Genomic DNA, 23861 nt, shown 5'->3' on the forward strand with positions numbered 1-23861 from the left:
CCGGGGGGCCGCCTGTTGGGTGGGGGTCGGGGGGGGGGGGGGGGGGGTGGTGGGGGGGGGGGGGGGGCGGGCGGGGGGGGGGCGGGGGGGGGGGCGGCCGGGCGGGGGGGCCGGGCGGACGACGAAGGGTGTCCTCCCCGAACCGGGAAGGACACCCTCCGGTGCCGTGGCGCCGACCGGACGCGGTCGGCCGCCAAGCCGGCCGGTCGGCCGGACGCGGTCAGACCGCCACAGGAGCCTTCTCCGGCGCGCGCCCCGCGTTCGCCGACGAGCGCCTGGTGAACAGGCGGTCCAGGCCGAAGGCGCCGGAGCCGGTGAACACCAGCAGGAACATGGCCCAGCAGTACAGGGCCGCGCCCTCGCCGTGGTTCTCGATCGGCCACAGGGCCTCGGGCTGGTGGACCTTGAAGTACGCGTAGGCCATCGCACCGGACGAGATGAACGCGGCGGCGCGGGTGCCGAGGCCGAGCAGGACCAGGCTACCGCCGACGAGCTCGATCACGGCCGCGTACCAGTTGGGCCAGGCGCCGGTCTCGGCGGTGCCGCCGTTGCCGTCCACGCCGCCGAGCACACCGAGGAGGGACACGGCGCCGTGGCAGGCGAAGAGCAGGCCGACGACTATGCGGAACAGGCCGAGAACGTATGGCTGGGCGCTGTTGAGGCGTTCGGTCATGGTGGGGGTCTCCTTCGGTCAGGCCGGCCCCCGGACGGGGCCGGTCCGGGGACGGAACCGAGTCGAAACCCCACGTTAGGTGGGCCTAACTCTTACTTGCAAGTTCAACATTTGGCCACGGCCTCACGTCGCAGCGGCCGTTCCGGAACCCGCTGTCGCATGTCAATACGGCCTCCACCCCGCTTTCATGTTCAACGACGTGACCGGATCCACACCCCCCGGCACAGGCAACTCACAGGTTCCTGCAGCCTCACTGGCTCAGCCGCCTCTCCATCACCGTCCTGAGCCGCGTCCCGGCCTCCTCCTGCTGTGCGTGCTCCAGCCGGAGGACCGCCGAACGCCCCTGTGCCGTCAGGGTCATGAGCTGGTTGCCGAACCAGGGACCACCCGTCTTGCGCCAGTCGACCGACGGCCGGCCCAGACCCCCGTGCCGCGCGAACACGCGGCCGAGTCCCCGGGCGGCGGCGCTCCAGCCGAAGCGGAAGCCGAGCCGGATCGACTGCGGGATGGAGTTGTGGACGGGGGAGCAGGTGAGTTGCACCACCCGGGCGTCCGGTCCGGTGCCACCCGGCCAGCTCGGCTCGGCGACGTAGGCGTGGTGGACGTCCCCGGAGAGCACGCACACCGTCGCGGGCGCCTGCGGTCCCCTGCCGGACTCGGCGATCAGTTCCGCCAGTTCGTCGAACGACTCGGGGAAGGCCGACCAGTGCTCCAGGTCCGCCCCGCGCCGCAGCTTCTCCCCGAGCCGCGCCCAGCGCGCGCCCTTGTCGCCCCGGCACAGCACGGAGCTCCACGCCTCGACGTCGTGCACCAGATGGGGCAGCAGCCAGGGCAGGGACGTGCCGATGAGCAGGTGGTCGTAGGAGCCGCGCCCGTCGAGGGCCTGCTCGCGCAGCCAGGTCGCCTCGGCCCGGTCGAGCATGGAGCGCCGGCCCTCCTCCAGGACGCGGGCCGCGCGGCTGTCCACCATCAGCAGCCGGACCCGGCCGAAGTCGCGCCGGTAGCTCCAGCGCACGGTGGTCGCGTCCGCCTCGGCCCGGGAGGCGAAGGCGCGCAGCGCGTCGGTGCCGTCGGTGTTCTCCCGGACCGACGCGTACAGCGGATCGGCCTCCATCTCGGCGGGGGAGAGGTTGCCCAGGTGCTGGTACACCCAGTACGACATCAGGCCGCTGAGCACCCGCTCCCGCCACCACGGCCGGGCGCGCATGTCGGAGACCCAGGAGGCGGAGGTGTTCCAGTCGTCGATCAGGTCGTGGTCGTCGAAGATCATGCACGTGGGCACGGTGGACAGCAGCCAGCGCACCTGCGGGTCGAGCCAGGACTCGTAGTAGAGGTGGGTGTACTCCTCGTAGTCCGCCACCTGGCTGCCCGGGGGGTCCTCCAGATCGCGGCGGGCGGCGAGCCAGGCGCGGGTGGCGTCGGAGGTCTCGTCGGCGTAGACCTGGTCGCCCAGGAGCAGCAGGACGTCGGGCCGTTCGCCGTCCGGGTCGGCGGCGATGCGCCGGGCCAGGGCGTCCAGGGCGTCGGGGCCGACGGGGTCGGGCTCCCCGGTGGGCGGGGCGGCCCAGCGGCAGGAGCCGAAGGCGACGCGCACGCGGTCGCCGGGGCCCGGGGTGGGGATGACGGAGGGCGGGAAGGACGGTTCCCCGGCCAGGGGCCACACCCGGGTGCGGTCGAGGAAAACCTCGTACGGGGTGCTCGTGCCCGGGGTGAGACCGGTGACCTGGACGAGCGCGTAGTGGTGCCCGGCGATCTGGAAGGTGCCGGCCTCCCCGGCCGTCCCGTCGGCGCAGCGCACCTCGACGGTGCCCGGCCGGCCGGTCTCGACCCAGACGGTCGCGGACGAGCCGTCGATGTACCTCAGCAGCGGTCCGAGCCGCAGTTCGGTCATGGTGTCCCCTTCCTCCGTCGCCCCGTACGGTACGGAACGACGGAGGGCACCGGGGAGACCCGTGCCTGCCGGCAGTTCGCGGGGGCGGTTCAGCAGTTCGCGAGGTGGCCCTGCAGGGCGCTCTTCTCGGCCGAGTCGACCGACAGGCCGTAGTAGTACTTCACCTGTACCCAGGCACGGACGTAGATGCAGCGGTAGTCCGTGCGCGAGGGCATCCAGGTGGCCGGGTCCTGGTCGCCCTTGGACTGGTTGACGTCGTCGGTGACGGCGATGAGCTGCGGGCGGGTCAGGTCGTTGGCGAAGGCCTGGCGGCGCGAGGTGGTCCAGGAGCCGGCTCCGGAGTCCCAGGCCTCGGCGAGCGGGACGAGGTGGTCGATGTCGACGTCGGAGGCGGCGGACCAGGTCGCGCCGTCGTACGGGGAGTACCAGCTGCCGCTGGTGGAGGCGCAGGAGGAGTCGGTCTGCACGTTGGAGCCGTCGCGCTTGAGGACGGTCTCGCGGGTGTTGCAGGCGCCGCTGACGGTGATCCAGTGCGGGAACAGCTCACGGTCGTAGCCGGTGCGGCTCTCGGTGCGCACGGGCAGCGTGGACAGGTAGCCGCGGGCGGTGGAGGCGCTGACCGGGGTCGGGAGGGCGGCGGAGGCGGCCGGACCGTTGAACAGGCCGACGGAGGCTATGAGACCGGTGAACGCCGCGACTATGCTGATCCGTCGACGCGCGTAGAACTTCGACATGCGAACTCCCTTGAGGGGTGGGCGTGTTGGAGTGCGAGCAGGGGAATGCTCACCACTCCGGGTTGCGGGGAGGGGTGCGTCCGGTAAGAAGTTAGTGACGCGTCCATGTCACGTCTATGGTCCGGGTGTGAAGTTTCCGCGCGGGAGGCCGGTGCGTGTCTCGCGTACCATGGACGGCGCAGAAGGGGAGTAGCTCTTCGCCGGACCGTCGACATACTGCTCAGCCCGCCTGAGCCGGCGCCCGGAGGCGGAACCCGTACGGGGTCCGTCGGCGAGACCTTCGGCAAGCAGTGCACGCCCGTGCCCCCCGGCGCGGGTGCCCCGTGTGCTGCCGTGCCGAGGTGTCCCGTGCACACGCGCAGCACTCTCGGTGGGGCAGTCCCGACCGATTGAGGAACCGTTGATCAGCCTGACCGTGACGGCCGTCGTCTTCGGCGTCGTCTTCCTCGCCGAACTGCCGGACAAGACCGCCCTCGCCGGTCTCGTCCTCGGCACCCGCTACCGCGCCTCCTACGTCTTCGCGGGTGTCGCCGCCGCCTTCGCGCTGCACGTCGCGCTCGCGGTGGCGGCCGGAAGCGTGCTCACCCTGCTGCCGCAGCAGATCGTGCACGCGCTCACGGGTGTGCTCTTCCTGGGCGGCGCGGCGATGCTGCTGCTCAAGAAGGACGAGGACGAGTCGGAGGTCCGCAAGCCCGAGAACCAGTCCTTCTGGAAGGTCTCCGGGGCGGGTTTCATGCTCATCCTGGTCGCCGAGTTCGGTGACCTGACGCAGATCATGACGGCCAACCTCGCCGCCCGCTACGACGACCCGCTCTCCGTCGGCCTGGGCGCGGTGCTTGCCCTGTGGTCGGTGGCGGCGCTCGGCATCGTCGGCGGAAAGGCCCTGATGAAGCGGGTTCCGCTGCGGCTGATCACCCAGATCGCGGCGCTGCTGATGCTGGGCCTCGGCGTGTGGAGCCTGTGGGAGGCGGTCACCGGCTGACGCCCCGCCGCGCGGCCCCGGGGGCGACGGCGGGCCGAAGGGTGGGTGAACGCTCGGCGAAGGTGGTGGCGGGATGCCGGGTTTGTTTTGTACCGTGGGTGAACAAAGTGGCTCCCGCCCGTTTTCCCTGACCGGCGGGCGGGGCCGCCTTGTCCCCCCGGGGCACCCCCAGGCCCCCTCCCCCTCCCTCCCCCTCCGTGCCTTGGAGCTGCCGATGACGGCCACCGCCGTACTCACCGCCCGCGCCCTCCTGCTGGACATGGACGGCACCCTCGTCAACTCCGACGCCTCGGTCGAGCGCGTCTGGCGGCGCTGGGCCGACCGGCACGGGCTCGACGGGGACGAGGTCATGAAGGTCGTGCACGGACGCCAGGGCTACGCGTCGATGGCGCTGCTGCTGCCGGACCGGCCGATGGAGCAGAACCACGCGGACAACGTCCGCATGCTCGCCGAGGAGACCGCCGACACCGAGGGCGTCGTCGCCATCCCCGGCGCCCGCGACTTCCTCGCCTCCCTGAAGGGGCTGCCGCACGCGCTCGTGACCTCCGCCGACGTCGCCCTGTCGACGGCGCGGATGGCCGCCGCCGGACTGGAGCAGCCCGAGGTGCGGGTGACCGCGGAGTCCGTCGGCGCGAGCAAGCCCGACCCCGAGGGCTTTCTGAAGGGCGCGGCGGAACTGGGCGTCGAACCGGCCGACTGCGTGGTCTTCGAGGACTCCGGCGCCGGTATCGCCGCGGGCCGCGCCGCCGGGATGCGGGTCGTCGGGATCGGCCCGCGGGCCGGCTTCCACCGGCCGGACGTGGTCGTACGGGATCTCACCCAGGTGCGGGTGGAGGCCGGGGCGGACGGCACGGTCCGGCTGCACATCACGGAGTAGGAACCGCCCTCACGCGGCAGGGGCCGCGCGTACGCGGCGGGCGCGGCACCGCGCCCGGGGACCGGCCCCGCGCGGTCCTGCTGCGGCCCCGCTACGGCTCCCGCGTCTCCGACTCCAGCCGGGACCGGGTCCGCGGGCCGTACACACCCAGCTCCTCCTGGACGCCGCGGGACCACTGGTAGTTGCGCAGGGCCTCCTCGACGCGGTGGGTGAACTCGCCGTCGATGCCGTCGTGGTAGAGGTACAGCTGCCGCAACCGCAACTGGAGTTCGGAGACCTCCGGGCCCCGGTCGCCGCGGCGCAGCACCGGAGCGGTGTCGCCGCTGTCACCCTCGTCCGCGTCCCCGGCGGCATCGGAGGGGGCGGTGGTCACCGGGGCCGCGGACGGCTCGGCCGGCCGCGACGGCCCCGGCGAGGCGCTGGACGCCGACGCCGACGGCGAGGCCGACGAGTCCGCGTCGGCGGACGGCGAGGCCGAGGGGGGCGCGGAGGGCGACGGCGGGACGGAGGGCGCGCTCGGCGCGGGCGTTCCGGAGGGAGCCTCGGACGACGGGTCGGGCACCCCGGCCCTGAGGTCCTCCGGTGCCGCGCCGTTCCGGGAGGGGGTCTCGTAGGCGAGCAGTCCGCTCGCCCACCCCGCCGCCCCCATCACGACGACACAGGCCCCGGCGGCCGCGAGCAGCGTCAGGCGGCGGCGCCGGCGCGGCGGCGATCCGTCGGCGCCGGCCGCACCGGGTGCGGCGGGCCCGGTGACGTCCGGCTGCCCGGTCGCGAACGGGTGCGGATCGGTGGTGCCCGGCCGGGTCGTCGCGGGCGCCATCGGCGTGGGGAGCGCGGACGCGGCGTCGAGGGCGCCGGGAACGTCCGGCGTGCGCGGCGCACCGGCCGGCGGCCCCGCCGCGTCCACCGCGTCCACCGCATCGGCGGCATCGGCGGCGTCGGCGGCGTCCGCCGTCCTCGCATCCTCCGGCGGTCCGTCCTGCGCATCGCCGCTCCGCGCGGTCCGGCCGTCCAGCTCGACGTACGGCCGTATGCGCAGCGGGTCGAAGTCCTCCGCCGCGGCCGCCTCCGCCGTGCGGGTGTCGCGGAGGGCGTCGGCGGCCCGCAGGGTGCAGGCGCAGGAGGGCGTGTTGTCCCCGTTCCTGGGCGCGCCGCACTCCGGGCACGGGTTTTCGTTCGGCTGTTCCATGTCACGTCCCTCCCCTCGCGAACTCCAGAGATTATGCAGATCTCCTTCACGCCCCGGTCCGCGCGCCCCCGGAATGCGGACTTCCGTGATGGCTCAACAGGCCATAACAGGTCATACCGATCACGATGGGGAGTGGAACGAGAACCTGTGGAGGTCTTCATGGCCGGCGACGCGCACGGTACGGCGCCGAGGACGGGCAACGGGCGGCCCGCACCCCGCCCCGGGCCACCGACCGGTGACGGCGGCGGCCGGGAGCGGGTGTCCGGCGACGTCCTCGTCTCCATCGGCGCCCTGCTGCTCGGTCTGCTGCTCGCCGCCCTCGACCAGACCATCGTGGCCACCGCGCTGCCCACCATCGTCAGCGAGCTGGGCGGCCTGGCACACCTCTCCTGGGTGGTCACCGCGTATCTGCTGGCCTCGACCGCCGCGACCCCGCTGTGGGGCAAGCTCGGCGACCAGTACGGGCGCAAGAGGCTCTTCCAGACCGCCATCGTGATCTTCCTGGCGGGATCCGCGCTGTGCGGCGCGGCGCAGGACATGTCCCAGCTGATCGCGTTCCGCGCGCTCCAGGGACTGGGCGGCGGCGGACTGATCGTGCTGTCGATGGCGATCGTCGGCGATCTGGTCCCACCCCGCGAACGCGGCCGCTACCAGGGCCTGTTCGGGGCGGTGTTCGGCACGACGAGTGTGCTCGGGCCGCTGCTGGGCGGACTGTTCACCGAGCACCTGAGCTGGCGCTGGGTGTTCTACGTCAACCTGCCCGTGGGCATCGTGGCGCTCGGCGTGATCGCGGCCGTGCTGCACATCCCGCGCAGGTCGGTGAAGCACGTCATCGACTACCTCGGCACCTTCCTGATCGCCTCCGTCGCCACTTCCCTCGTGCTGGTCGCCTCCCTCGGCGGCACCACCTGGGGCTGGGGTTCGCCGGGGATCGTCGGGCTCGCGCTGCTCGGCGCCGCGCTGATCGTCGCCTTCGTGGCGGTGGAACGCCGGGCCGCCGAGCCGGTGCTGCCGCCGAAGCTGTTCCGGATGCGCACCTTCACGCTCTCCGCCGTGATCAGCTTCATCATCGGCTTCGCCATGTTCGGCGCGATGACCTATCTGCCGACCTTCCTCCAGGTGGTGCAGGGCGTCACCCCGACCATGTCCGGCGTGCACATGCTGCCGATGGTGGCCGGCATGCTGCTGTCCTCCACCGGCTCCGGGCAGATCGTCAGCCGCACCGGCCGCTGGAAGGTGTTCCCGATCACGGGCACCGCCGTCACCACCCTCGGACTGCTGCTGCTCCACCAGCTCGACGCGGACAGCTCCACCGCCGAGATGAGCGCCTACTTCTTCGTCTTCGGCCTCGGACTCGGCCTGGTGATGCAGGTCCTGGTGCTGATCGTGCAGAACGCCGTCTCCTACGAGGACCTCGGCGTCGCCACCTCCGGCGCGACCTTCTTCCGCTCCATCGGCGCCTCGTTCGGCGTAGCCATCTTCGGTACGATCTTCGCCGGCCACCTCGGCGAGAAGCTCACGGACGCCCTCGCCGGGACCCGGCTGCCGCCCGGCGTCTCCGCCGACTCCCTGGAGGCCGACCCGCGCGGCATCGCCGCCCTGCCGCCCGCCCTGCGCCCGTCCGCGCTCGACGCGTACGCCGACGCCATCACCGACGTCTTCCTGTACGCCGTGCCCGTCGCCCTCCTCGGCTTCGTACTCGCCTGGTTCCTCAGGGAGGACCGGCTGCGCGCCTCGGTCACCGCGCCCGACGTGACCGAGACGCTGGCCAGCAACCCCGTCGAGCGGTCCTCGTACGACGAGGTGTGCCGCGCGCTGTCGCTGCTCGGCACCCGCGAGGGCCGGCGCGAGATCTACCGCAAGATCACCGAACGGGCGGGCTACGACCTGCTGCCCGCGGCGAGCTGGCTGCTGCTGCGGATCAGGAAGTACGGCTCGGTGGAACCGGCCCGGCTCGCCGAGCGCAGCCCCATCCCGCTGAGCGTCGTCATCGAGGCGGCCCGCCAGGTCGAGGTACGGCACCTGGCCGTGCGCCAGGGCCTCGACATGGTGCTGACCGCCGAGGGCCGCGAGGTGACGGAGCGGCTGGCACGGGCCCGGGAGGAGTCGCTGGCCGAGCTGCTCGGCGACTGGTGGGGCCCGGACCGCCCGACCGACCTGGTGCAGCTGGTGCACGAACTGAACGACGAACTGTGCGGCTCCCGGGGCGAACGCCCCCAGAACGAACGTCCGGTGACACGGACGGGCTGAGCGGCACGCGCGGGCCGGGAACTGTTTGTGGGTGAACCTTCGGGCAACCCGATAGGCGAACCGGCTCGCGAGGAGTGCCGGTTGGGCCGAGAACCCGGAAGGCATTCATGTCCACTGGCCTGATCATTGCGTTGATCGTCATCATTGCGGTCGTCGTCGCCGCGGCCGTGCTGATGCTGCGCGCCCGCGACCCGCGGCACGGCGGCGGCCTGAAGCGGCGCTTCGGACCCGAGTACGACCGTGCCGTCGCCCGGCACGACGGGGACACCAAGGCCGCCGAGCGGGAGCTCGCCGAGCGCGTGGAGCGCCACGGCGACCTCCGGGAACGGCCGTTGGAGCCCGCCGAGCGTGAGCGGTACGAGGCGCGCTGGACGGCCGCCCAGGAGCGGTTCGTCGACGCGCCGCGGGACGCGGTCGCCGAGGCGGACCGCCTGATCGCCGAACTCGCCGGAGCCCGGGGCTTCCCCGCCGACGGGCACTACGAGGACCAGCTCGCCGCACTGTCCGTGCACCACGCCCACCACGTCGAGGGCTACCGGCGCGTGCACCGCGTGGCGCACGCGGGCGTGAACGGCGCGCACGACGGCGGTGCGGGCACCGAGGAGATGCGCGAGGCCATGGTCGAGGCCCGCGCCCTGTTCGAGGAGCTGGTCCGGCCGTCCCGGCACGACGGCGGACGCCGCACCGGCGCGGACCATGCCGCCCGCCGCGACCACCACACACCGTCCTTGTTCCACCGGCGCCAGGCGAAGGAGAGCTGACCGATGTCCGACGTGACCCGACGCCCCGGCGGCACACCGCCCGCCGAGGGCGACATCCGTACCGCTCCCGGAACCGGTGCCCGGGACCCGGGTGTGCGCGGGAGCGCGGCCGTCGGCGGTGGCCCGGCCGAGGAGGCCGGCCGTACCGCACCCGGGGGCGAGAGCCCGCTGGTGGCCGCGCACCCGGGGCCCGGCGGCTCCGCGCCCCCGCACCCCGGCGGCTCCGCGCACACCGCCTCCGGGCGGACACCCGAGGCCGGCTCCCGCACCTCCGCCGGCCACCTGCTCCCGCACGACGACACCGACCAGCTCTCGGCGCAGCTGCGGCACGCCGTGGCCGGGTTCGTCGACGCACCGCGGGACGCGGTGCGGGAGGCCGATCACGTACTGCAGGAGCTCACCGCGCGCTTCACGGACGCGGTGACCGAGCGGCGCCGCGCCCTGCGGCGTTCCTGGCAGCCCTCCGACACCGAGGAGGGCGGGAAGGCACAGGCGACCGACACCGAACAACTGCGCCTCGCCCTGCAGGACTACCGCGAGCTGGCGGAACGGCTGCTACGCGTCTGAGCCGTCCGAGGCACCCGCCGCCGTCCGGCGCTCCCGCCACCGCCGTACGACGTCCTCGACGTCGTACGGCTTCCTGCCCAGCGGGGGGCCGGGCGGCGGCTTGAACATCATGTCGCGGATCTTCGCGTTGATCTCCGTGAGGATCTTCCGGACGATCCGCTCCGACGGGGCCGCAAGGGCGGCCTCGAGCGCGTCCTCGGCCTCCTTGCGCAGCGCCAGCGTCGGCGGCAGCACGGACATCCCCTCGCGGGCCATCTTCCGCTTGACCCACCACAGTTCGTCGTACGTGTTCTCCACGTCCGCCGGAAGCGGCTTGCCCGCTCCCGGCAGGTGCGCGAACTCGCCGCGGGCGTCCGCGTCGCGGATCTGCTTGTCGACCCAGCTCTCGAAACCGACGCCCGGTGGCTTTCGCTCGGTCATGAGGCCATTGTGCCGGACACCACGGAGCCGGGCGTTTTATCATGCGGCGGCGGCGAGCGGATCCGGCCGCCGTACCAGGCCGCCGCCGTCGTTCCGGACGGATCCGGCCACCGCCGGTCCCGGGCCCTTCCCGGACCGCCAGGACGTCTCAGGAGGAGCGCACGTGCTCGAACTCACCATGGCCGCGGTGTCCGCGGCGGAAGCGGGCGCCACGGCCGGCATGCTCATGGCCGAGGCGCCCAGCGAGCCGGGTGCCGTGCTGCGGGTGGGCCGGGACAGGACGGCGTGCCGGCTCTCCACCCCTGACGACTGGCTGTTCGTCTCCCGGGTCCACCTGGAGTTCCGGTGCGCGCAGGACGGGACCTGGCAGGTGACCTGGCTGCGCGGGTCCCTGCCCGAGCCGTCCTCCGAAGTCCGGCTGACCCTCGGGGAGTACGCCCAGCCGGTCGCCTACGGCGGCACCGTGGCGCTGCCCCGCGGCGGCAGCGGTGAGGTCGTCATCCAGGACCGCACCGCCCCGCGCAGCGTCAACGTGGGCTTCTACCACGAGGCCTGAGGCGCGCGGCCCCCGCTCACGCCGGGACGGCCCGGTTCACGCGGGCCGGCCCCCCGGTCCGCGCCGGTCCGCTCCCGTTCACCCCGATACGCGGGCCAGCGCGAAGCCGTCGTACTCCTTGGCGCCGACGGTCTGGATCGCCGTACCGCTCAGCCGGGGGTGGCTGCCGATCATGTCGAGGGCGGCGCGGGTGCCCACCACGTCCGGATCGGTGTTGTCCGGGTCGGCCACCCGGCCGCCCCGGACGACGTTGTCGAGGACGATCAGGCTGCCCGTGCTGGTCAGCCTGATCGCCCACTCCAGGTAGTGCGGGTTGTTCACCTTGTCGGCGTCGATGAAGACCAGGTCGAACGGGGGCGGGTTCTCGTCGGCCAGCTGGGGCAGCGAGTCCAGCGCCGTGCCCACCCGCACCTCGACCTGCTGGTCGAGTCCCGCGCGGGCGATGTTGCGGGCGGCGACCTCGGCGTGCACGGGGTTGTACTCCAGGGAGATCAGCCGCCCCTCGGCCGGGAGGGCGCGGCCCAGCCAGATGGTGCTGTAGCCGCCGAGCGTGCCGATCTCCAGGATGTACCGGGCGCCCTGCAGCTGGGCGAGGAGCTGGAGCAGCTTGCCCTGCAGCGGCGAGACGGCGATGGCCGGGAGGCCGGCGGCGTCGCTGTCGCGCAGGGCGGCCGCCAGGGCGTCGTCGGGGGCGTCGGGCAGGAGGCGGTCGGTGAAGTAGTCGTCCACCGCGTGCCAGAGCTGCGACTGGCTCATGCACCTGTACCTTCCGTACGGCCAGTTAGCCTCTCTAACCAGTTCCGCTAGCGAAGATACGCCGCGCCCTCGCTCCCCGTCAGACGTTCTCCCGGTGTGTCCCGTGCGTCCCGTGTGTCCTGTGTGCCCCGTGCGTCCCGTGCGTCCCGGGCTCCGGCGACGGCGGCGGACCCGGCAGCGGACGTCCCGCCGACTCGGCCATGCGCCACACCGCCGGACCCCTGTCCGGCGAGCCACTGTGATCCATCTCGCGCCCCCGGAGGCAACCCGCCGGCTCCGTCTGTCGTCATCCGGACAAAAGCGAGAGGGCCGTCAGGTGAAGTCGGGGTTGCCTGCGTCCCTGTCCAGGGGGGACGCGAGCCTCATATGGTTCGCACAGTGAATCCCCGCGCACGGGACGCGCGTGGGACACGACGGGGCGGGAGGCCGACGAGGCGTGGCGAATGCGGAACACAGCGGGGGACCGGTGGAGGCCTTCGGGGCGAGCGGCGTCGACGGCACCCGGGCACGGCTGCGCGCGGCGCGCCTCGGACTGTGGCTGCTCGCCGCCGTCCTCGCCGTACGCCAGACCGTCGTCGTCCTCACCACCCCCCGCGGGGAACGGCTGACCGACCTGGAGACCTGGGTGGGCCCCGAGGGCGTGCTGCACGTCAGCGGATCCCTCTACGACTCCACCCGCTTCACGGGCACCCCCTTCGGCGGACTCGTCCTCAAACCCCTCACCCGGGCGGCGGAGCAGGCCCTCGGCTGGGGCTGGACCTTCGGCACCCTGCTGCTGGTCGCCGCCCTCGGCCTGGTCGCCGCCCGCGCGCTGCCCCAGCCGGCCGGCCGCCGCACCGCGCTGCTGGCCGCGCCCGTCGCCGTCAGCCTGCTCATGCTGTCCCTGCCGGTGCGCAACACCCTCTGGCTCGGCCAGACCAGCATCATCCCGGTCCTGCTCGTCCTGCTGGGCTGCTTCGTCGTACACGGCCGGCGCACCGGCGGCGTCCTGATCGGCGTGGCGGCGGCACTCCAGCCCACCCTGCTGCTCTTCGCACCGCTGCTGTGGCTCACCGGCCGCCGCCAGGCGGCCACCGCCACGGGCGTCACCTTCGCCGCGACCACCGCGCTCGCCTGGGCCGCGATGCCCGAGGACTCCTACACCTACTGGGTGCACCACATGGCGGGCGTCGGCCTCGGCGGACCCGCCGACGGCCTCGCCAACCAGTCCCTGCACGGAGCCCTGCTCCGACTCGGCCTCGAAGGCCCCCTGGAGATCGGCCTCTACCTGCTCCTCGGCGCCGCCGTCGTCGCCCTCGGCCTGAGACGCGCCGTCCGCTACGCCCGCGACGGCCAGCTGCTGCTCGCCGTCGCCCTCACCGGCTGCGTCGCCATCGCCGTCTCCCCGGCCGCCTGGCAGCACCAGCTGCTGTGGGTACTGCTCACCGCCGTCGGCCGGGTCGGCACACGCGCCTCCGACCGGCTGGTCTGGCCCGTCACCGTGGTCCTGGTGATGACGCTGCCCGGCAAGATGATGCTGCCGAACATGGCGGGCCTCCACCCGCTCCGCGACAACGTCGTCCTCCTCGCCGCCCTGGCCGCCGCCACCGCCGTCCCGTTCCTGTCCCGCACCTCGCCGTACTTCCGCTCGCCCGTTCCGACCCGGTACGCCCCGCCGGTCCCGGCCCGCTTCGCGTTCGTCCCGCTGCTGCCGTTCCTGCGCCGGGTGCTCACCCGCCCGAACCTCCTGCTCGAGCTGCTGCTCATCCGCGTCACCTACGCCGCGTACTCCAAGGTCCGCCTCGCCGCGACCGGCGGCAGCAACGAGGCCGGCCGCGCCCGCGCCGAGGAGCACGGCCACCAGATCCTCGACCTGGAGCGCGTGCTCCACATGGACATCGAGCACGCCGTCAACCACGCCGTGGTGAAGATCGACTGGCTGCGGCAGTTCTTCGACTTCTACTACACGTCGTTCCACTTCATCGTCCCGCTGACCGTCCTCGGCCTGCTCTACTGGCGGCGCGCCGTCGACTACCGCTGGGCCCGCTCCAGCCTCGGCTTCGCCACCCTCCTCGCCCTGATCGGCTTCTGGCTCTACCCGCTCGCCCCGCCGCGCCTGATGCCGGGTCTCGGCATCATCGACACGGTCCACGGCGTGCAGGACTTCTCCAAGCCGGACTACGGCACCCTCACCGCCCTCACCAACCAGTACGCGGCGATGCCCTCGCTGCACTTCGGCTGGTCCCTGTGGTGCGGACTGGTGATCGCGGTCATCGCGCCGAAGACGTGGATGAAGGCCGTGGGTCTTCTCCACCCCCTGTTCACGGCCGCCGCGATCGTGGCCACCGGCAATCACTGGGTGCTGGACGCGGCGGGCGGCGCTCTCGTCGTCGGCGCCGGCTTCGGGCTGACGTACCTGCTCCAGGGCCCGCGCGCCCGTACGGTCACGGCCGCCGCCGGGCTCAGCAGCGAGCCGTCGGTGCCGGAGAAGGCCCGTACTCCGAGCTGATCCGGTACTCGCCCGGCGCGGACACGGTGAGCCGCGTGAACTCGCCCTGGCGGCTCAGACAGCCGCCGTCGCTGCGCAGCCAGGGCGAGTACACCACCCGCACGGTCACCGCACCCGGCCGGGACACGCGGAGCACCAGGTCGGCACCGGAGGTCCGGACGACGGTCCCGGGCGCGGACACCAGCGGTACGGCGTCCCGGACCCGGAACACCCGCCAGTGCTCGTCCTGCCAGACGGGCACCAGCCAGTCGGGCCTCTCGTGCCGTATCAGCCGCGCCTCCTCCCGGGCGAACCCGTCGGGCAGGCCGTTCGGCAGCACGACGAAGGCGACCGCCCACCGGTCCAGCCACTGCCGGTAGGAGGCGGCGGAGAAGGACCCGTCGTAGAACAGCCGCGCCCGCTCCACGTCGAGCTGCCGGTTCCAGCCCCGGGCGAGATGGACGTACGGCGCGAGCCCGGCGGCCTCCCGGTGATTGCGCGCGGGCACCACCTCGACCCGGGAGCGGCCGGCGCCGAGCCCGTCGAGCGCCCGGACCACGCCACGGGTCTCCGCCGCCCAGGCCGGAACGGTCGTCGAGACCGCCAGATCGTCGGCGGTCTTCTTGCCCAGCCAGCCCACGGAGAACACGAGCGCGGCGACGAGCAGAGCGCGCCGCAGGGCGCGCAGGCGCGGTTGCGCGAGCAGCGCGGCCAGCAGCACCACGGGCGCGGCGTACTCGGCGAACCGCTCCACGTTCGTGCCGACCGGAGAGGGGACGAGATACGCGAGCACGGTGCCCACGGCGTAGACGACCCCGCTCCAGCGGGCCACCCGCCACGCCGGCGGGACGAGCACGGCGACAGCGAGCCCGAGGGCGACCGGCGGCCATACGCGCGGCGCGGGCATGAGCTGTTCACCGGTGAAGGGGAAGAACACACTGGTCGCCCCGACGACGAGGGCGGGCGGCAGAAGCAGGGCCACGGCGGGCCCCCGCCGCCCGGCCGGCAGGAGCCCCGCCCCGACGACGGCGAGGAACAGCCCGGCGACCGGGGACGCCATGGTGGCGAGGGCGGCATGGCCACCGGCAAGGAAGAGACGTTTCCGCCGGGTGAGGAGAACACAGGCCGCGAGTCCGAAGGCCACCCCGAGGGCGAAGGTGGTCCGCCCGGAGGCGACGTTGCACCACAGGGCGAGGGAGGCGAGCAGGGCAGGGGCGAGGGGTCTTCGCAGACCGGTGCGCCGGATGAGGAGGGCCGCGAGCCAGGAGGCGGCGATCCCGGAGACGACGGTGAGGGCCCGCACCCCCACGGCGGCCATGAGATACGGCGAAACGAGGCTGTAGTTGGCGGTGTGCATCCCGCCGTACCAGAAGAGGTTGTACGCGGAACCCCCGTGCCGGGAGGCGAAGTCGGCCCACGCGTCCTGAGCGGCGAGGTCCCCGCCACCGGTGGCGAGGCAGCCCCACCACAGCGCGTACAGGGGAAGGAAGGGGAGCGTGGCGAGGAGAGGGACGCGATGGCGCCGGTAGAAGGCCCGGAGGGGTCGCCTCCGCTCGAGGGCCGTGTCCGCGTGCTGAATCGGGGTGAGGTCGGCAAGGGGCACGATGTCGTAGACGTGGAACGGGGCGGGAGCGTTTACTGCGGCGCGCGGGGTGGCGTGGGCGTACGTGGTGAAGTGGCCGTGGGGGCCGCTCGCTTCCTGGCCGGTGTCGTGCCTCCGTGAGCCGCGTCAAGGGCGCTGCACTCCGCGTCGCCTGCGGCGATGGGCCTGCGGCCCACCCTTGACCCGGCTCACTCCAGCACGGGGGAGAAGCGAGCGGGCGGCCCGGAGGAACGGGTGGCCGGGCACGCGGCCCCTCACGCCGGCTCAGCGGCCCGCCCCGGGGGCCCCGGGACCCCCTTCGAAAGTCGTGAACACTTCGGCCCGAAGTGTTCACGACTTTCGGCACCGTCCCCTCACTCGCGAGCGTCCACCGCACACTCGAACCACACGGTCTTCCCGCCACGGGCCCCGGGATCGACACCCCACTTGTCGCTCACCGCACCGAGCAGCGCGAGTCCTCTCCCATGCTCCGCGTCGAACGCCAACCCGACCGGAACACACGGAAGTTCATCGCATCCGTCCGTTACTTCCACCCTCACCCCGGTCGACTGCCGCAGCAACAGCAGGGCGCAGCGCCGGTCCGGAACGTGGCGTACGACGTTGGCGAGCAACTCGGTCACGCCCAGTTCCACGGCGTCGGACAGCTCGACCATCTCCCACTCGCGCAGGAACGACCGCACGATGTGCCGGACATGGAGTGCGGAGTGCTCCCCGACCGTGAGACGCATGGCGTACCGGGTGCTGCGGGGTGCGAGGAGAGCGGGGGAAATGTATTCGTTCACACCGCAAGACTGACCTCGGGTGACTACGCTCGGCAATGGAACGAATACAACCGGTTCCGTCGTGGACCGCGTTGAGTGAAAGGGGACCGTGCCGTGACGCATGTCAACGTCCTCGACCCGGGCGCTTCACCGTTGGATTACTACGGCTTCGAGCTGCGGCGCCATCGGGAGACCGCGGGCCTGACGCAGCGGCAGCTCGGGGGCATCGTCAACTACACGGGCTCGCTGGTCGGCCAGATCGAGACGGCGAGGAAGCTGCCGACGGCGGAGTTCAGCGAGCGGGTGGACGCGGCGCTGGGGACGGGAGGGCTGCTGTCCCGCCTCGTCACACTGGTGATGCGGAGCCAACTCCCGGCCTGGTTCCAGCAGGTGGCCGAGCTGGAGTCGCGGGCCAAGGCGATCCGTGTCTTCCAGCCGCAACTCGTGCATGGCCTCTTGCAGACGGAGGCGTACGCACGCGCCGTACTGAGCGCCATGGGCGACCATGATCTGGACAACCGCACCTCGGCGCGGCTTGCGCGGCAGCGCATCTTCGACAGGGAGAAGCCTCCGGTTCTCTGGGCAATTTTACCGAGGCCGTACTCCACCAGCAGGTGGGCGATAAGGAAGTCATGCGGCAGCAACTGATGGGGCTGTTGTCTCATGAGAGGAACCCGAGTGTGAACGTCCAGGTGCTGCCGTTCGAGACGGGTGTACATGCCGGGTTGATGGGCTCTTTCGACATCTTCCGCTTCGCGGGCGATCCCGCCATCGTCTACAGCGAGGACTACGAGACGGGGCATCCGACGGCCAATCCTGACGCGGTTGAGTCCCGATCGCTCCGTTACGATCACTTGCAGGCCGCAGCCCTGTCCGTCAAGGACTCGGCGGCGCTGATCCGGCGCGTGATGGAGGAACGCTATGGGGAGCAACTCGCATCTGACAGGGATCACATGGCGTAAGTCGAGCTACAGCGGCGACACGGGGGGATCGTGCGTGGAGGTCGCCGGCATACCCGGCTCCGGTCTCGCGGTCCGAGACTCCAAGGACCCAGCGGGTCCGATTCTCGCCCTCGGCTCCGCTGCCTTCGCCGCCTTTCTGACCTGGACGGCGAACGCAACCGCTGAACGGCAGTGATGCATCACTTCTCGCGTTCCTGGACCGCGCTGCTCGCAGCCGTCGCCGACATCCCCCACGAGGACTTCGAGCGGCCGTCCGGCTGCAGGGGCTGGCTCGTGCGAGACCTGGTGTGCCACCTGGTCATCGACGCCCAGGACGTCCTGATCACGCTGGTCACGCCCGCCGACGCCGAACCCACCGCGGACGCGGTCACCTACTGGAACCTCGTCGAACCCCCGACCGGCGAGGACCCGTTGGACGCGTTGATCCCCCGGCTGGCCGCCGCGTACGGCGATCCGGGACTGCTCACGTTCCACCTGGACGACGTCGGTTCCGCAGCGGGCCGGGCCGCCGAACTCGCCGATCCCGCCGCCCGCGTCAGGACCCAGGGCAAGGTCCTGACCGTCGGCGACTACCTCTCCGCGTACGTCCTCGAATGGACGCTGCACCACCTCGACCTGATCGCCCACCTGCCCTCGGCCGCCGAGCCGCCCGCCGAAACCCTCGCGGCGGCACGCACGGCCCTGGAGAGGATCGCCGGAACCGCGTTCCCCAGCGAACTCTCCGACACGGACGCGCTGTTGGTAGGGACGGGACGCCGGGGGCCGACCGGCGCGGAACGGTCCGCGCTCGGCGATCTCGCCGAACGTCTCCCGCTCGTCCTCGGCTGAGCCGGACCGGAGGCCGCCGGCCCGCGGAAGACGAAGGCGGCGGCCCCGGGGATCGTGGGGTCGCCGCCTTCGGTACGGGGGCTGTCAGTACCAGCCGTTGGACTGCCAGAAGCTCCAGGCGTCGCAGGCACTGCCGTAGCGGTCCTTCATGTAGTCCAGGCCCCACGCGATCTGGGTGGCGGGGTTGGTCCTCCAGTCGGAGCCGGCCGAAGCCATCTTGGACGCGGGCAGCGCCTGGACCAGGCCGTACGCGCCGCTGGAGGCGTTGGTGGCGGTGGGGTTCCAGTTGCTCTCGTGCTGGACGATCTTCGAGAAGCACTGGTACTCGGCCGAGTTTCCGATCATCTTCTGCGCAGTCGCCTGGGCCGAGCCGGCGCCCGTGGCCGCGGCCTGGGCGGGCGCGGCGGCGATCAGGGTGCCGCAGGTGGCGGCCGCGAGGGCGGCGCCGGCGAGGGCCTTCTTCGGGGAGGCGACGGTGCGGAGGACGGAAGCGGCGGACACAGGCGGCCTTTCGGTCGGAAGCAGGATGGTCGCCGTACGCCCCCGGCGGGGGCATGCATCGGCGCCGCGACCCGTGAGGGCACTCGGCGCCTGGCGACCGCTCCACCGAAACAAAAATCGGGATCGTCCGCAAAGGTCCCTTTTACTACGCGTGGTCGCATGTGCGGTGCGATGCGAGCGCTCGGGGAGGGGGCGATGGGCCCGGTGGCGGGGATCGCCGCCCGGGGCGTGCCTACGGTCCCGCTTCGTATGTGACCGGGGTCATGTGGGGTGCTTCACCCTCTCGGTCACAGGCCGCGGACGCGTGCTCACCGAGGGGCGTCGGCGAATGTGACCGGCGCCTCGAAGGCCGCCCTGCGGGTGGGCGGGTTCGCTCGCCGTGCGGTGGGCCGAAAGTTCTTGACTTGGTTCCGAATTGACGCGGTGACGATGCGAGCCGGCACAGGTGCGGTCAACCGTTCACGCGGGGCGGCGTGCGGCGGCGGGGAGGGGTGCGAGTGCGCAGGGGCTGGCGGTGTTGACGGAACGCGATCGAAAAGTTTCGTCAGCGGGGTGCGGGGGGTGTCGGGGCCGTCAGGTCCACCAGGCGGCACGCCGTCTCGACGTCGGCCCTGACCTGGGCGATGGAGGCACGGCCCGAGAGCCAGCTGATCAGGGCCGAGTGCCAGGTGTGCTCGATGACGCGGACCGCCGAGAGCTGGTCCGGCGTGGGGTCGGTGAGCTCCATGGCGTCGAGGATGATCAGCGTCGTCTGACGGGAGACCTGGTCCACCTCCCCGCTCACGCTGCGGTCCGCGAAGGACAGGGCGCGCACCATCGCGTCGGCCAGCTGCGGCTCGCGCTGGAGTGCGCGGAAGACCCGCATCAGGGTCTCCGCCACCCGCTCGGCCGCGGTCCCGCCGGCCGGCGGCTTCCTCCGCAGGGTGCCGTGCATGTGCTCCAGCTGGTCCTGCATGGTGGCGACCAGCAGATGGATCTTGGACGGGAAGTAGCGGTACAGCGTGCCGAGGGCCACCTGCGAGGACTCCGCGACCTCCCGCATCTGCACCGCGTCGAAGCCGCCCCGGCCGGCCAGCTGGGCGCACGCGTGCAGGATGCGGCGCCGGCGCGCCTCCTGCCGCTCGGTGAGCGAGCCGGCCGGGGGGGTCCGCGTGGCGCCGGCGTCCGTCTTCGTCGCCTTGTCCGCCTTGGCTGCCCGCACTGCGCTGGCCGCCTCGGTCGCCCTGTCTCTGTTGGCCTCCGCGGGCATGGGTCCCGTCCGTGACAGTCGGTGAGGGTGGATGATCAGACAGCATGGCACGCCGTCCCCGTGGCGTGAATCACCTGATCAACTGCTCACAGTGCAGCTACCTGCCGGTAGATTCGGATCCTCCGAACGATCAACTCTGAAACTTGTTCTAGATTAGCGTCCCGGCGTAGTCTCGCGGGACAGTGCAGGCAGAAGGGGGCCCAGAGTGACCGCTGAGGCCAGTCAGGCCGGGCCCCCGGAGGGTCCCGCATCCGACGGCTTGCGACCGCTCCGCATCGCACTCCTCACCTATAAGGGGAACCCGTTCTGCGGCGGGCAGGGCGTCTACGTACGCCACCTCTCCCGCGAGCTCGCCCGCCTCGGCCACCGCGTCGAGGTCATCGGTGCCCAGCCCTACCCCGTGCTCGACGAGGGTCACGGGGGACTGAGCCTGACCGAACTGCCCAGCCTCGACCTCTACCGCCAGCCGGACCCCTTCCGCACGCCGAAGCGCGGCGAGTACCGCGACTGGGTCGACGCGCTGGAGGTCGGCACGATGTGGACGGGCGGTTTCCCCGAGCCGCTGACGTTCTCCCTGCGCGCCCGGCGCCATCTGCGCGCCCGGCGCGGCGACTTCGACGTCGTCCACGACAACCAGACGCTCGGCTACGGCCTCCTCGGCGACCTCGGCGCCCCCCTGGTGACCACCATCCACCACCCCATCACCGTCGACCGGCGGCTGGAACTGGACGCCGCCGAGACATGGAAGCGGCGGTACTCGGTGCGCCGCTGGTACGCCTTCACCCGGATGCAGAAGCGGGTGGCGCGCCGCCTGCCGTCCGTGCTCACCGTCTCCGGCAGCTCCCGCCAGGAGATCGTCGACGACCTCGGCGTACGGCAGGACCGTGTCCACGTCGTCCACATCGGCGCCGACACGGGCCTGTTCAAGCCCGACCCGTCGGTGCCGGTGGTACCGGGGCGGATCGTCACCACCTCCAGCGCCGACGTGCCGCTGAAGGGACTGGTCTTCCTCGTCGAGGCGCTGGCGAAGGTGCGGGCCGGGCACCCCGGGGCGCACCTCGTCGTCGTCGGCAAACGGCCCGAGAAGGGGCCCGTCGCGCAGGCGGTGAAGCGCCACGGCCTCCAGGGCGCCGTCGAGTTCGTCAAGGGCATCTCGGACGCCGAACTGGTCGACCTCGTGCGGTCGGCGCAGATCGCGTGCGTGCCGTCGCTGTACGAGGGCTTCTCCCTGCCCGCCGCCGAGGCCATGGCCACGGGCACCCCGCTGGTCGCCACGACCGGCGGCGCCATCCCCGAGGTCGCCGGCCCCGACGGGGAGACGTGCCTGGCCGTACCGCCCGGCGACGCGGAGGCGCTGGCCGCCGCGCTGGGCAGGCTGTTCGAGGACCCGCTGCTGCGCGCCCGGCTCGGGGCGGCCGGCCGGGAGCGGGTACTGCGCCACTTCACCTGGGCGCGCGCGGCACAGGGCACGGTGGCCCGCTACCGCGAGGCGATGGACCGCGCGGGCCGGGAGACCGGCGCCGCCCGCCCGGCCGCCACGGCCCCGCGCCGCCCGGCCACCGGGAACGCCGCCCCCGAGACTCCCGCGGACACGCCCGCCGTGCCCGCGCGCGCAGCCGACACCTCCGACCGCGAAAGCAGGGCCACGTGCTGACCGTCGACTTCTCCCGGTTCCCGCTCGCCCCGGGCGACCGCGTCCTGGACCTCGGCTGCGGCGCCGGCCGGCACGCCTTCGAGTGCTACCGGCGCGGCGCCCGGGTCGTGGCCCTGGACCGCAACGGAGAGGAGATCCGCGAGGTCGCCAAGTGGTTCGCCGCGATGAGGGAGGCCGGCGAGGCGCCCGCGGGGGCCACCGCCACCGCCCTGGAGGGCGACGCCCTCGCCCTGCCCTTCCCCGACGAGTCCTTCGACGTCGTGATCGTCTCCGAGGTGATGGAGCACATCCCGGACGACAAGGGCGTGCTCGCCGAGATGGTCCGCGTCCTCAGGCCCGGCGGCCGGATCGCGGTCACCGTTCCGCGCTACGGGCCGGAGAAGGTGTGCTGGACCCTCTCCGACGCCTACCACGAGGTCGAGGGCGGCCACATCCGCATCTACCGGGCGGAGGAACTGCTGGCCAGGATCCGCGAGGCCGGCCTCAAGCCGTACGGCACGCACCACGCGCACGCGCTGCACTCGCCGTACTGGTGGCTGAAGTGCGCCTTCGGCGTGGACAACGACAAGGCGCTGCCGGTACGGGCGTACCACAAGCTGCTGGTCTGGGACATCATGAAGAAACCGCTGGCCACCCGGGTCGCCGAGCGGGCGCTGAACCCGCTGATCGGCAAGAGCTTCGTGGCGTACGCGACCAAGCCGCACCTGCCGCGTGCCGGGGCGGAGGCGGACGCCGCGTGACGACCTCCCGGACCCCTTGGACGGAGCACCTCGTCCTGCCGGGGGTGCTCACCGCCGGGCAGGCCGCCGAGACCGTCGCCGGCGTCCTCGCCGTGCAGCGGGAGGACGGGGCGATCCCGTGGTTCCGGGGACACCACCTCGACCCGTGGGACCACGTCGAGGCCGCGATGGCGCTGGACGCGGCCGGCGAGCACGAGGCCGCCGAACGGGCCTACCTGTGGCTGGCCCGGCACCAGCTGGCGGACGGCTCCTGGTACGCGGCCTACGCCGACGGCGACCCGGGCGAGGTCACCGACCGGGGCCGGGAGACCAACTTCGTCGCCTACGTCGCGGTCGGGGTGTGGCACCACTACCTCTCCACCGGCGACGACACCTTCCTGGACCGCATGTGGCCCTGTGTCCACGCGGCGGTGGAGTTCGTGCTGCGGCTGCAGCAGCCCGGCGGGCAGATCGGCTGGCGGCGCGACGACGACGGCACGGCCGCCGCGGACGCCCTGCTGACCGGCTCCTCCTCCGTCCACCACGCGCTGCGCTGCGCGCTCGCCGTCGCCGAACAGCGCGAAGAGCCCCAACCCGACTGGGAGTTGGCGGCAGGCGCGCTGCGTCACGCGATACGGCACCATCCCGAGCGGTTCCTGGACAAGGACCGCTACTCGATGGACTGGTACTACCCGGTGCTCGGCGGCGCGCTGACCGGCGTCGAGGCCAAGGCCCGCATCGAGGAGGGCTGGGACCGCTTCGTCGTGCCCGGGCTCGGGGTGCGCTGTGTGGTGCCCAACCCGTGGGTGACCGGCGGGGAGTCGGCCGAACTCGCCCTGGCGCTGTGGGCGATGGGCGAGTCCGACCGTGCGCTCGACGTGCTCCAGTCGATCCAGCACCTGCGCGACCCGGAGACCGGCCTGTACTGGACGGGCTATGTCTTCGACGACGATGCGATCTGGCCGCGCGAGCTGACCACCTGGACCGCCGGCTCACTGCTGCTGGCGGTCGCCGCCCTCGGCGGCCACGAGGCCACCTGCGCGGTCTTCGGCGGCGACCACCTGCCCAGAGGGCTCGACCCGGACTGCTGCGAGCCCGCCTGAGCGGGCGCGGACGGGACCCGGCGCCGGTGGGGCGCCGGGTCGGGACCGCGTCGGAACCGGGTCAGTGCCTGCGCAGGCGGCCCGCGATGGCGTGGCCGACGAACAGGTAGACGACCGCGGCCAGTCCGTACCCGGCGACCACGCGCGCCCACGCCTCGTCGAAGGTGAACAGGTCACGCGACCAGCCGGCCAGCCAGTTGGCGGCGTCATGGACGAACTGGACCAGGTCGTTGGCCCGGTTGGCGTCCAGCAGATACATCAGAATCCACAGTCCGAGGATGACGGCCATGATGTCCGCGATCACCGCGACGACCGTCCCCGCAGAGGTGGAACCAGTGCGATATCGAGGGGACATGCT

23 protein-coding genes and 1 pseudogene are annotated in these 23861 nt (G+C 72.6%); 13 read left to right on the top strand and 11 right to left on the bottom strand.

Going from position 1 to position 23861, the window contains the following annotated elements; genetic code table 11:
* Positions 1-220: 220 nt before the first annotated feature.
* The 3 genes from ACF07S_RS06615 to ACF07S_RS06625 all read right to left on the bottom strand — a co-directional run bounded on the left by ACF07S_RS06615 (position 221) and on the right by ACF07S_RS06625 (position 3298).
* Complete coding sequence (locus ACF07S_RS06615) at positions 221-673, bottom strand: DoxX family protein (RefSeq protein ID WP_391961934.1); 453 nt, start codon at positions 671-673, stop codon at positions 221-223.
* 250 nt (positions 674-923) lie between these two features.
* Positions 924-2564: an alkaline phosphatase D family protein gene (locus ACF07S_RS06620; protein ID WP_391973579.1), complete on the bottom strand. Its 1641-nt coding sequence runs from the start codon at positions 2562-2564 to the stop codon at positions 924-926.
* 89 nt (positions 2565-2653) lie between these two features.
* A complete protein-coding gene (locus ACF07S_RS06625) occupies positions 2654-3298 on the bottom strand; it encodes an HNH endonuclease family protein (RefSeq protein ID WP_391961932.1) in 645 nt (214 codons plus the stop codon).
* A gap of 400 nt (positions 3299-3698) precedes the next feature.
* Between ACF07S_RS06625 and ACF07S_RS06630 the strand changes: the two genes are divergently transcribed.
* Complete coding sequence (locus ACF07S_RS06630; protein WP_391961931.1) at positions 3699-4280, top strand: TMEM165/GDT1 family protein; 582 nt, start codon at positions 3699-3701, stop codon at positions 4278-4280.
* A gap of 214 nt (positions 4281-4494) precedes the next feature.
* Positions 4495-5157 carry an HAD-IA family hydrolase gene (locus tag ACF07S_RS06635; RefSeq protein ID WP_391961930.1) on the top strand — a complete coding sequence of 221 codons (663 nt, stop codon included), beginning with the start codon at positions 4495-4497 and terminating at the stop codon, positions 5155-5157.
* A gap of 91 nt (positions 5158-5248) precedes the next feature.
* Here ACF07S_RS06635 and ACF07S_RS06640 read toward each other — a convergent pair whose 3' ends face one another.
* Positions 5249-6346 carry a peptidoglycan-binding protein gene (locus tag ACF07S_RS06640; RefSeq protein ID WP_391973580.1) on the bottom strand — a complete coding sequence of 366 codons (1098 nt, stop codon included), beginning with the start codon at positions 6344-6346 and terminating at the stop codon, positions 5249-5251.
* 159 nt (positions 6347-6505) lie between these two features.
* Between ACF07S_RS06640 and ACF07S_RS06645 the strand changes: the two genes are divergently transcribed.
* The 3 genes from ACF07S_RS06645 to ACF07S_RS06655 all read left to right on the top strand — a co-directional run bounded on the left by ACF07S_RS06645 (position 6506) and on the right by ACF07S_RS06655 (position 9924).
* A complete protein-coding gene (locus ACF07S_RS06645; protein ID WP_391962469.1) occupies positions 6506-8596 on the top strand; it encodes an MDR family MFS transporter in 2091 nt (696 codons plus the stop codon).
* A 107-nt stretch (positions 8597-8703) separates the two neighbouring features.
* Complete coding sequence (locus ACF07S_RS06650; protein WP_391961928.1) at positions 8704-9357, top strand: hypothetical protein; 654 nt, start codon at positions 8704-8706, stop codon at positions 9355-9357.
* A 3-nt stretch (positions 9358-9360) separates the two neighbouring features.
* Positions 9361-9924, top strand: a complete 564-nt coding sequence (locus tag ACF07S_RS06655) for a hypothetical protein (protein WP_391973581.1) — start codon at positions 9361-9363, stop codon at positions 9922-9924.
* Here ACF07S_RS06655 and ACF07S_RS06660 read toward each other — a convergent pair.
* Positions 9913-10344, bottom strand: coding sequence for a DUF1992 domain-containing protein (locus ACF07S_RS06660; protein WP_391961926.1), 432 nt, complete (start codon positions 10342-10344; stop codon positions 9913-9915). The genes ACF07S_RS06655 and ACF07S_RS06660 overlap by 12 nt on opposite strands.
* A 163-nt stretch (positions 10345-10507) precedes the next feature.
* Here ACF07S_RS06660 and ACF07S_RS06665 point away from each other — a divergent pair, with 163 nt between their 5' ends.
* On the top strand, positions 10508-10900 hold the full coding sequence (locus ACF07S_RS06665) for a hypothetical protein (protein ID WP_391961925.1): 393 nt from the start codon (positions 10508-10510) through the stop codon (positions 10898-10900).
* A gap of 78 nt (positions 10901-10978) precedes the next feature.
* Here ACF07S_RS06665 and ACF07S_RS06670 read toward each other — a convergent pair whose 3' ends face one another.
* Positions 10979-11656 carry an O-methyltransferase gene (locus ACF07S_RS06670; RefSeq protein ID WP_391961924.1) on the bottom strand — a complete coding sequence of 226 codons (678 nt, stop codon included), beginning with the start codon at positions 11654-11656 and terminating at the stop codon, positions 10979-10981.
* Positions 11657-12092: 436 nt separating this feature from the next.
* On the opposite strand from ACF07S_RS06670, the gene ACF07S_RS06675 reads away from it, so the two are divergent.
* Positions 12093-14144, top strand: coding sequence for a phosphatase PAP2 family protein (locus ACF07S_RS06675; protein WP_391961923.1), 2052 nt, complete (start codon positions 12093-12095; stop codon positions 14142-14144).
* On the opposite strand, the gene ACF07S_RS06680 is transcribed toward ACF07S_RS06675, so the two are convergent.
* Together ACF07S_RS06680 and ACF07S_RS06685 are read right to left on the bottom strand one after the other, a co-directional pair.
* Positions 14098-15726, bottom strand: a complete 1629-nt coding sequence (locus ACF07S_RS06680) for a hypothetical protein (RefSeq protein WP_391961922.1) — start codon at positions 15724-15726, stop codon at positions 14098-14100. The genes ACF07S_RS06675 and ACF07S_RS06680 overlap by 47 nt on opposite strands.
* A 353-nt stretch (positions 15727-16079) precedes the next feature.
* Positions 16080-16508: an ATP-binding protein gene (locus ACF07S_RS06685; RefSeq protein WP_391973582.1), complete on the bottom strand. Its 429-nt coding sequence runs from the start codon at positions 16506-16508 to the stop codon at positions 16080-16082.
* Positions 16509-16601: 93 nt separating this feature from the next.
* On the opposite strand from ACF07S_RS06685, the pseudogene ACF07S_RS06690 reads away from it, so the two are divergent.
* The 3 genes and pseudogenes from ACF07S_RS06690 to ACF07S_RS06700 all read left to right on the top strand — a co-directional run bounded on the left by ACF07S_RS06690 (position 16602) and on the right by ACF07S_RS06700 (position 18277).
* A pseudogene (locus ACF07S_RS06690) lies at positions 16602-17449 on the top strand (helix-turn-helix domain-containing protein).
* Positions 17409-17624, top strand: coding sequence for a DUF397 domain-containing protein (locus ACF07S_RS06695; RefSeq protein WP_391973583.1), 216 nt, complete (start codon positions 17409-17411; stop codon positions 17622-17624). The pseudogene ACF07S_RS06690 and the gene ACF07S_RS06695 overlap by 41 nt, the downstream one beginning before the upstream one ends.
* Positions 17624-18277: a maleylpyruvate isomerase N-terminal domain-containing protein gene (locus ACF07S_RS06700; protein WP_391973584.1), complete on the top strand. Its 654-nt coding sequence runs from the start codon at positions 17624-17626 to the stop codon at positions 18275-18277. The genes ACF07S_RS06695 and ACF07S_RS06700 overlap by 1 nt, the downstream gene beginning before the upstream one ends.
* A gap of 84 nt (positions 18278-18361) precedes the next feature.
* On the opposite strand, the gene ACF07S_RS06705 is transcribed toward ACF07S_RS06700, so the two are convergent.
* Positions 18362-18778, bottom strand: a complete 417-nt coding sequence (locus tag ACF07S_RS06705; protein WP_391961917.1) for a lytic transglycosylase domain-containing protein — start codon at positions 18776-18778, stop codon at positions 18362-18364.
* Positions 18779-19322: 544 nt separating this feature from the next.
* Positions 19323-20027 (bottom strand): TetR family transcriptional regulator, encoded by a 705-nt coding sequence (locus ACF07S_RS06710; RefSeq protein ID WP_391973585.1) that lies wholly within the window; start codon positions 20025-20027, stop codon positions 19323-19325.
* Between the two features lie 205 nt (positions 20028-20232).
* On the opposite strand from ACF07S_RS06710, the gene ACF07S_RS06715 reads away from it, so the two are divergent.
* The 3 genes from ACF07S_RS06715 to ACF07S_RS06725 are packed head-to-tail and all read left to right on the top strand — an operon-like array spanning position 20233 to position 23503.
* On the top strand, positions 20233-21681 hold the full coding sequence (locus ACF07S_RS06715) for a glycosyltransferase family 4 protein (protein ID WP_391961915.1): 1449 nt from the start codon (positions 20233-20235) through the stop codon (positions 21679-21681).
* Positions 21675-22421 (top strand): methyltransferase domain-containing protein, encoded by a 747-nt coding sequence (locus ACF07S_RS06720; RefSeq protein ID WP_391961914.1) that lies wholly within the window; start codon positions 21675-21677, stop codon positions 22419-22421. Before ACF07S_RS06715 ends, ACF07S_RS06720 begins: the two co-directional genes overlap by 7 nt.
* The gene (locus tag ACF07S_RS06725; RefSeq protein WP_391961913.1) at positions 22418-23503 is read left to right on the top strand and encodes a prenyltransferase; all 1086 of its coding nucleotides are present in this window, start codon (positions 22418-22420) and stop codon (positions 23501-23503) included. Before ACF07S_RS06720 ends, ACF07S_RS06725 begins: the two co-directional genes overlap by 4 nt.
* 61 nt (positions 23504-23564) lie before the next feature.
* Here ACF07S_RS06725 and ACF07S_RS06730 read toward each other — a convergent pair whose 3' ends face one another.
* A complete protein-coding gene (locus tag ACF07S_RS06730) occupies positions 23565-23858 on the bottom strand; it encodes a hypothetical protein (RefSeq protein WP_391961912.1) in 294 nt (97 codons plus the stop codon).
* Between the last annotated feature and the right edge of the window lie 3 nt (positions 23859-23861).

It is taken from the genome of Streptomyces sp. NPDC016640, assembly GCF_043076215.1.
GTDB lineage: Bacteria > Actinomycetota > Actinomycetes > Streptomycetales > Streptomycetaceae > Streptomyces.

Coding starts and splice junctions, on each gene's coding strand:
- ACF07S_RS06650 (WP_391961928.1), top strand. CDS start 8,704: ATGTCCACTGGCCTGATCATTGCGTTGATCGTCATCATTGCGGTCGTC.
- ACF07S_RS06640 (WP_391973580.1), bottom strand. CDS start 6,346: ATGGAACAGCCGAACGAAAACCCGTGCCCGGAGTGCGGCGCGCCCAGG.
- ACF07S_RS06635 (WP_391961930.1), top strand. CDS start 4,495: ATGACGGCCACCGCCGTACTCACCGCCCGCGCCCTCCTGCTGGACATG.
- ACF07S_RS06710 (WP_391973585.1), bottom strand. CDS start 20,027: ATGCCCGCGGAGGCCAACAGAGACAGGGCGACCGAGGCGGCCAGCGCA.
- ACF07S_RS06695 (WP_391973583.1), top strand. CDS start 17,409: ATGGGGAGCAACTCGCATCTGACAGGGATCACATGGCGTAAGTCGAGC.
- ACF07S_RS06625 (WP_391961932.1), bottom strand. CDS start 3,298: ATGTCGAAGTTCTACGCGCGTCGACGGATCAGCATAGTCGCGGCGTTC.
- ACF07S_RS06615 (WP_391961934.1), bottom strand. CDS start 673: ATGACCGAACGCCTCAACAGCGCCCAGCCATACGTTCTCGGCCTGTTC.
- ACF07S_RS06645 (WP_391962469.1), top strand. CDS start 6,506: ATGGCCGGCGACGCGCACGGTACGGCGCCGAGGACGGGCAACGGGCGG.
- ACF07S_RS06620 (WP_391973579.1), bottom strand. CDS start 2,564: ATGACCGAACTGCGGCTCGGACCGCTGCTGAGGTACATCGACGGCTCG.
- ACF07S_RS06730 (WP_391961912.1), bottom strand. CDS start 23,858: ATGTCCCCTCGATATCGCACTGGTTCCACCTCTGCGGGGACGGTCGTC.
- ACF07S_RS06655 (WP_391973581.1), top strand. CDS start 9,361: ATGTCCGACGTGACCCGACGCCCCGGCGGCACACCGCCCGCCGAGGGC.
- ACF07S_RS06660 (WP_391961926.1), bottom strand. CDS start 10,344: ATGACCGAGCGAAAGCCACCGGGCGTCGGTTTCGAGAGCTGGGTCGAC.
- ACF07S_RS06700 (WP_391973584.1), top strand. CDS start 17,624: ATGCATCACTTCTCGCGTTCCTGGACCGCGCTGCTCGCAGCCGTCGCC.
- ACF07S_RS06670 (WP_391961924.1), bottom strand. CDS start 11,656: ATGAGCCAGTCGCAGCTCTGGCACGCGGTGGACGACTACTTCACCGAC.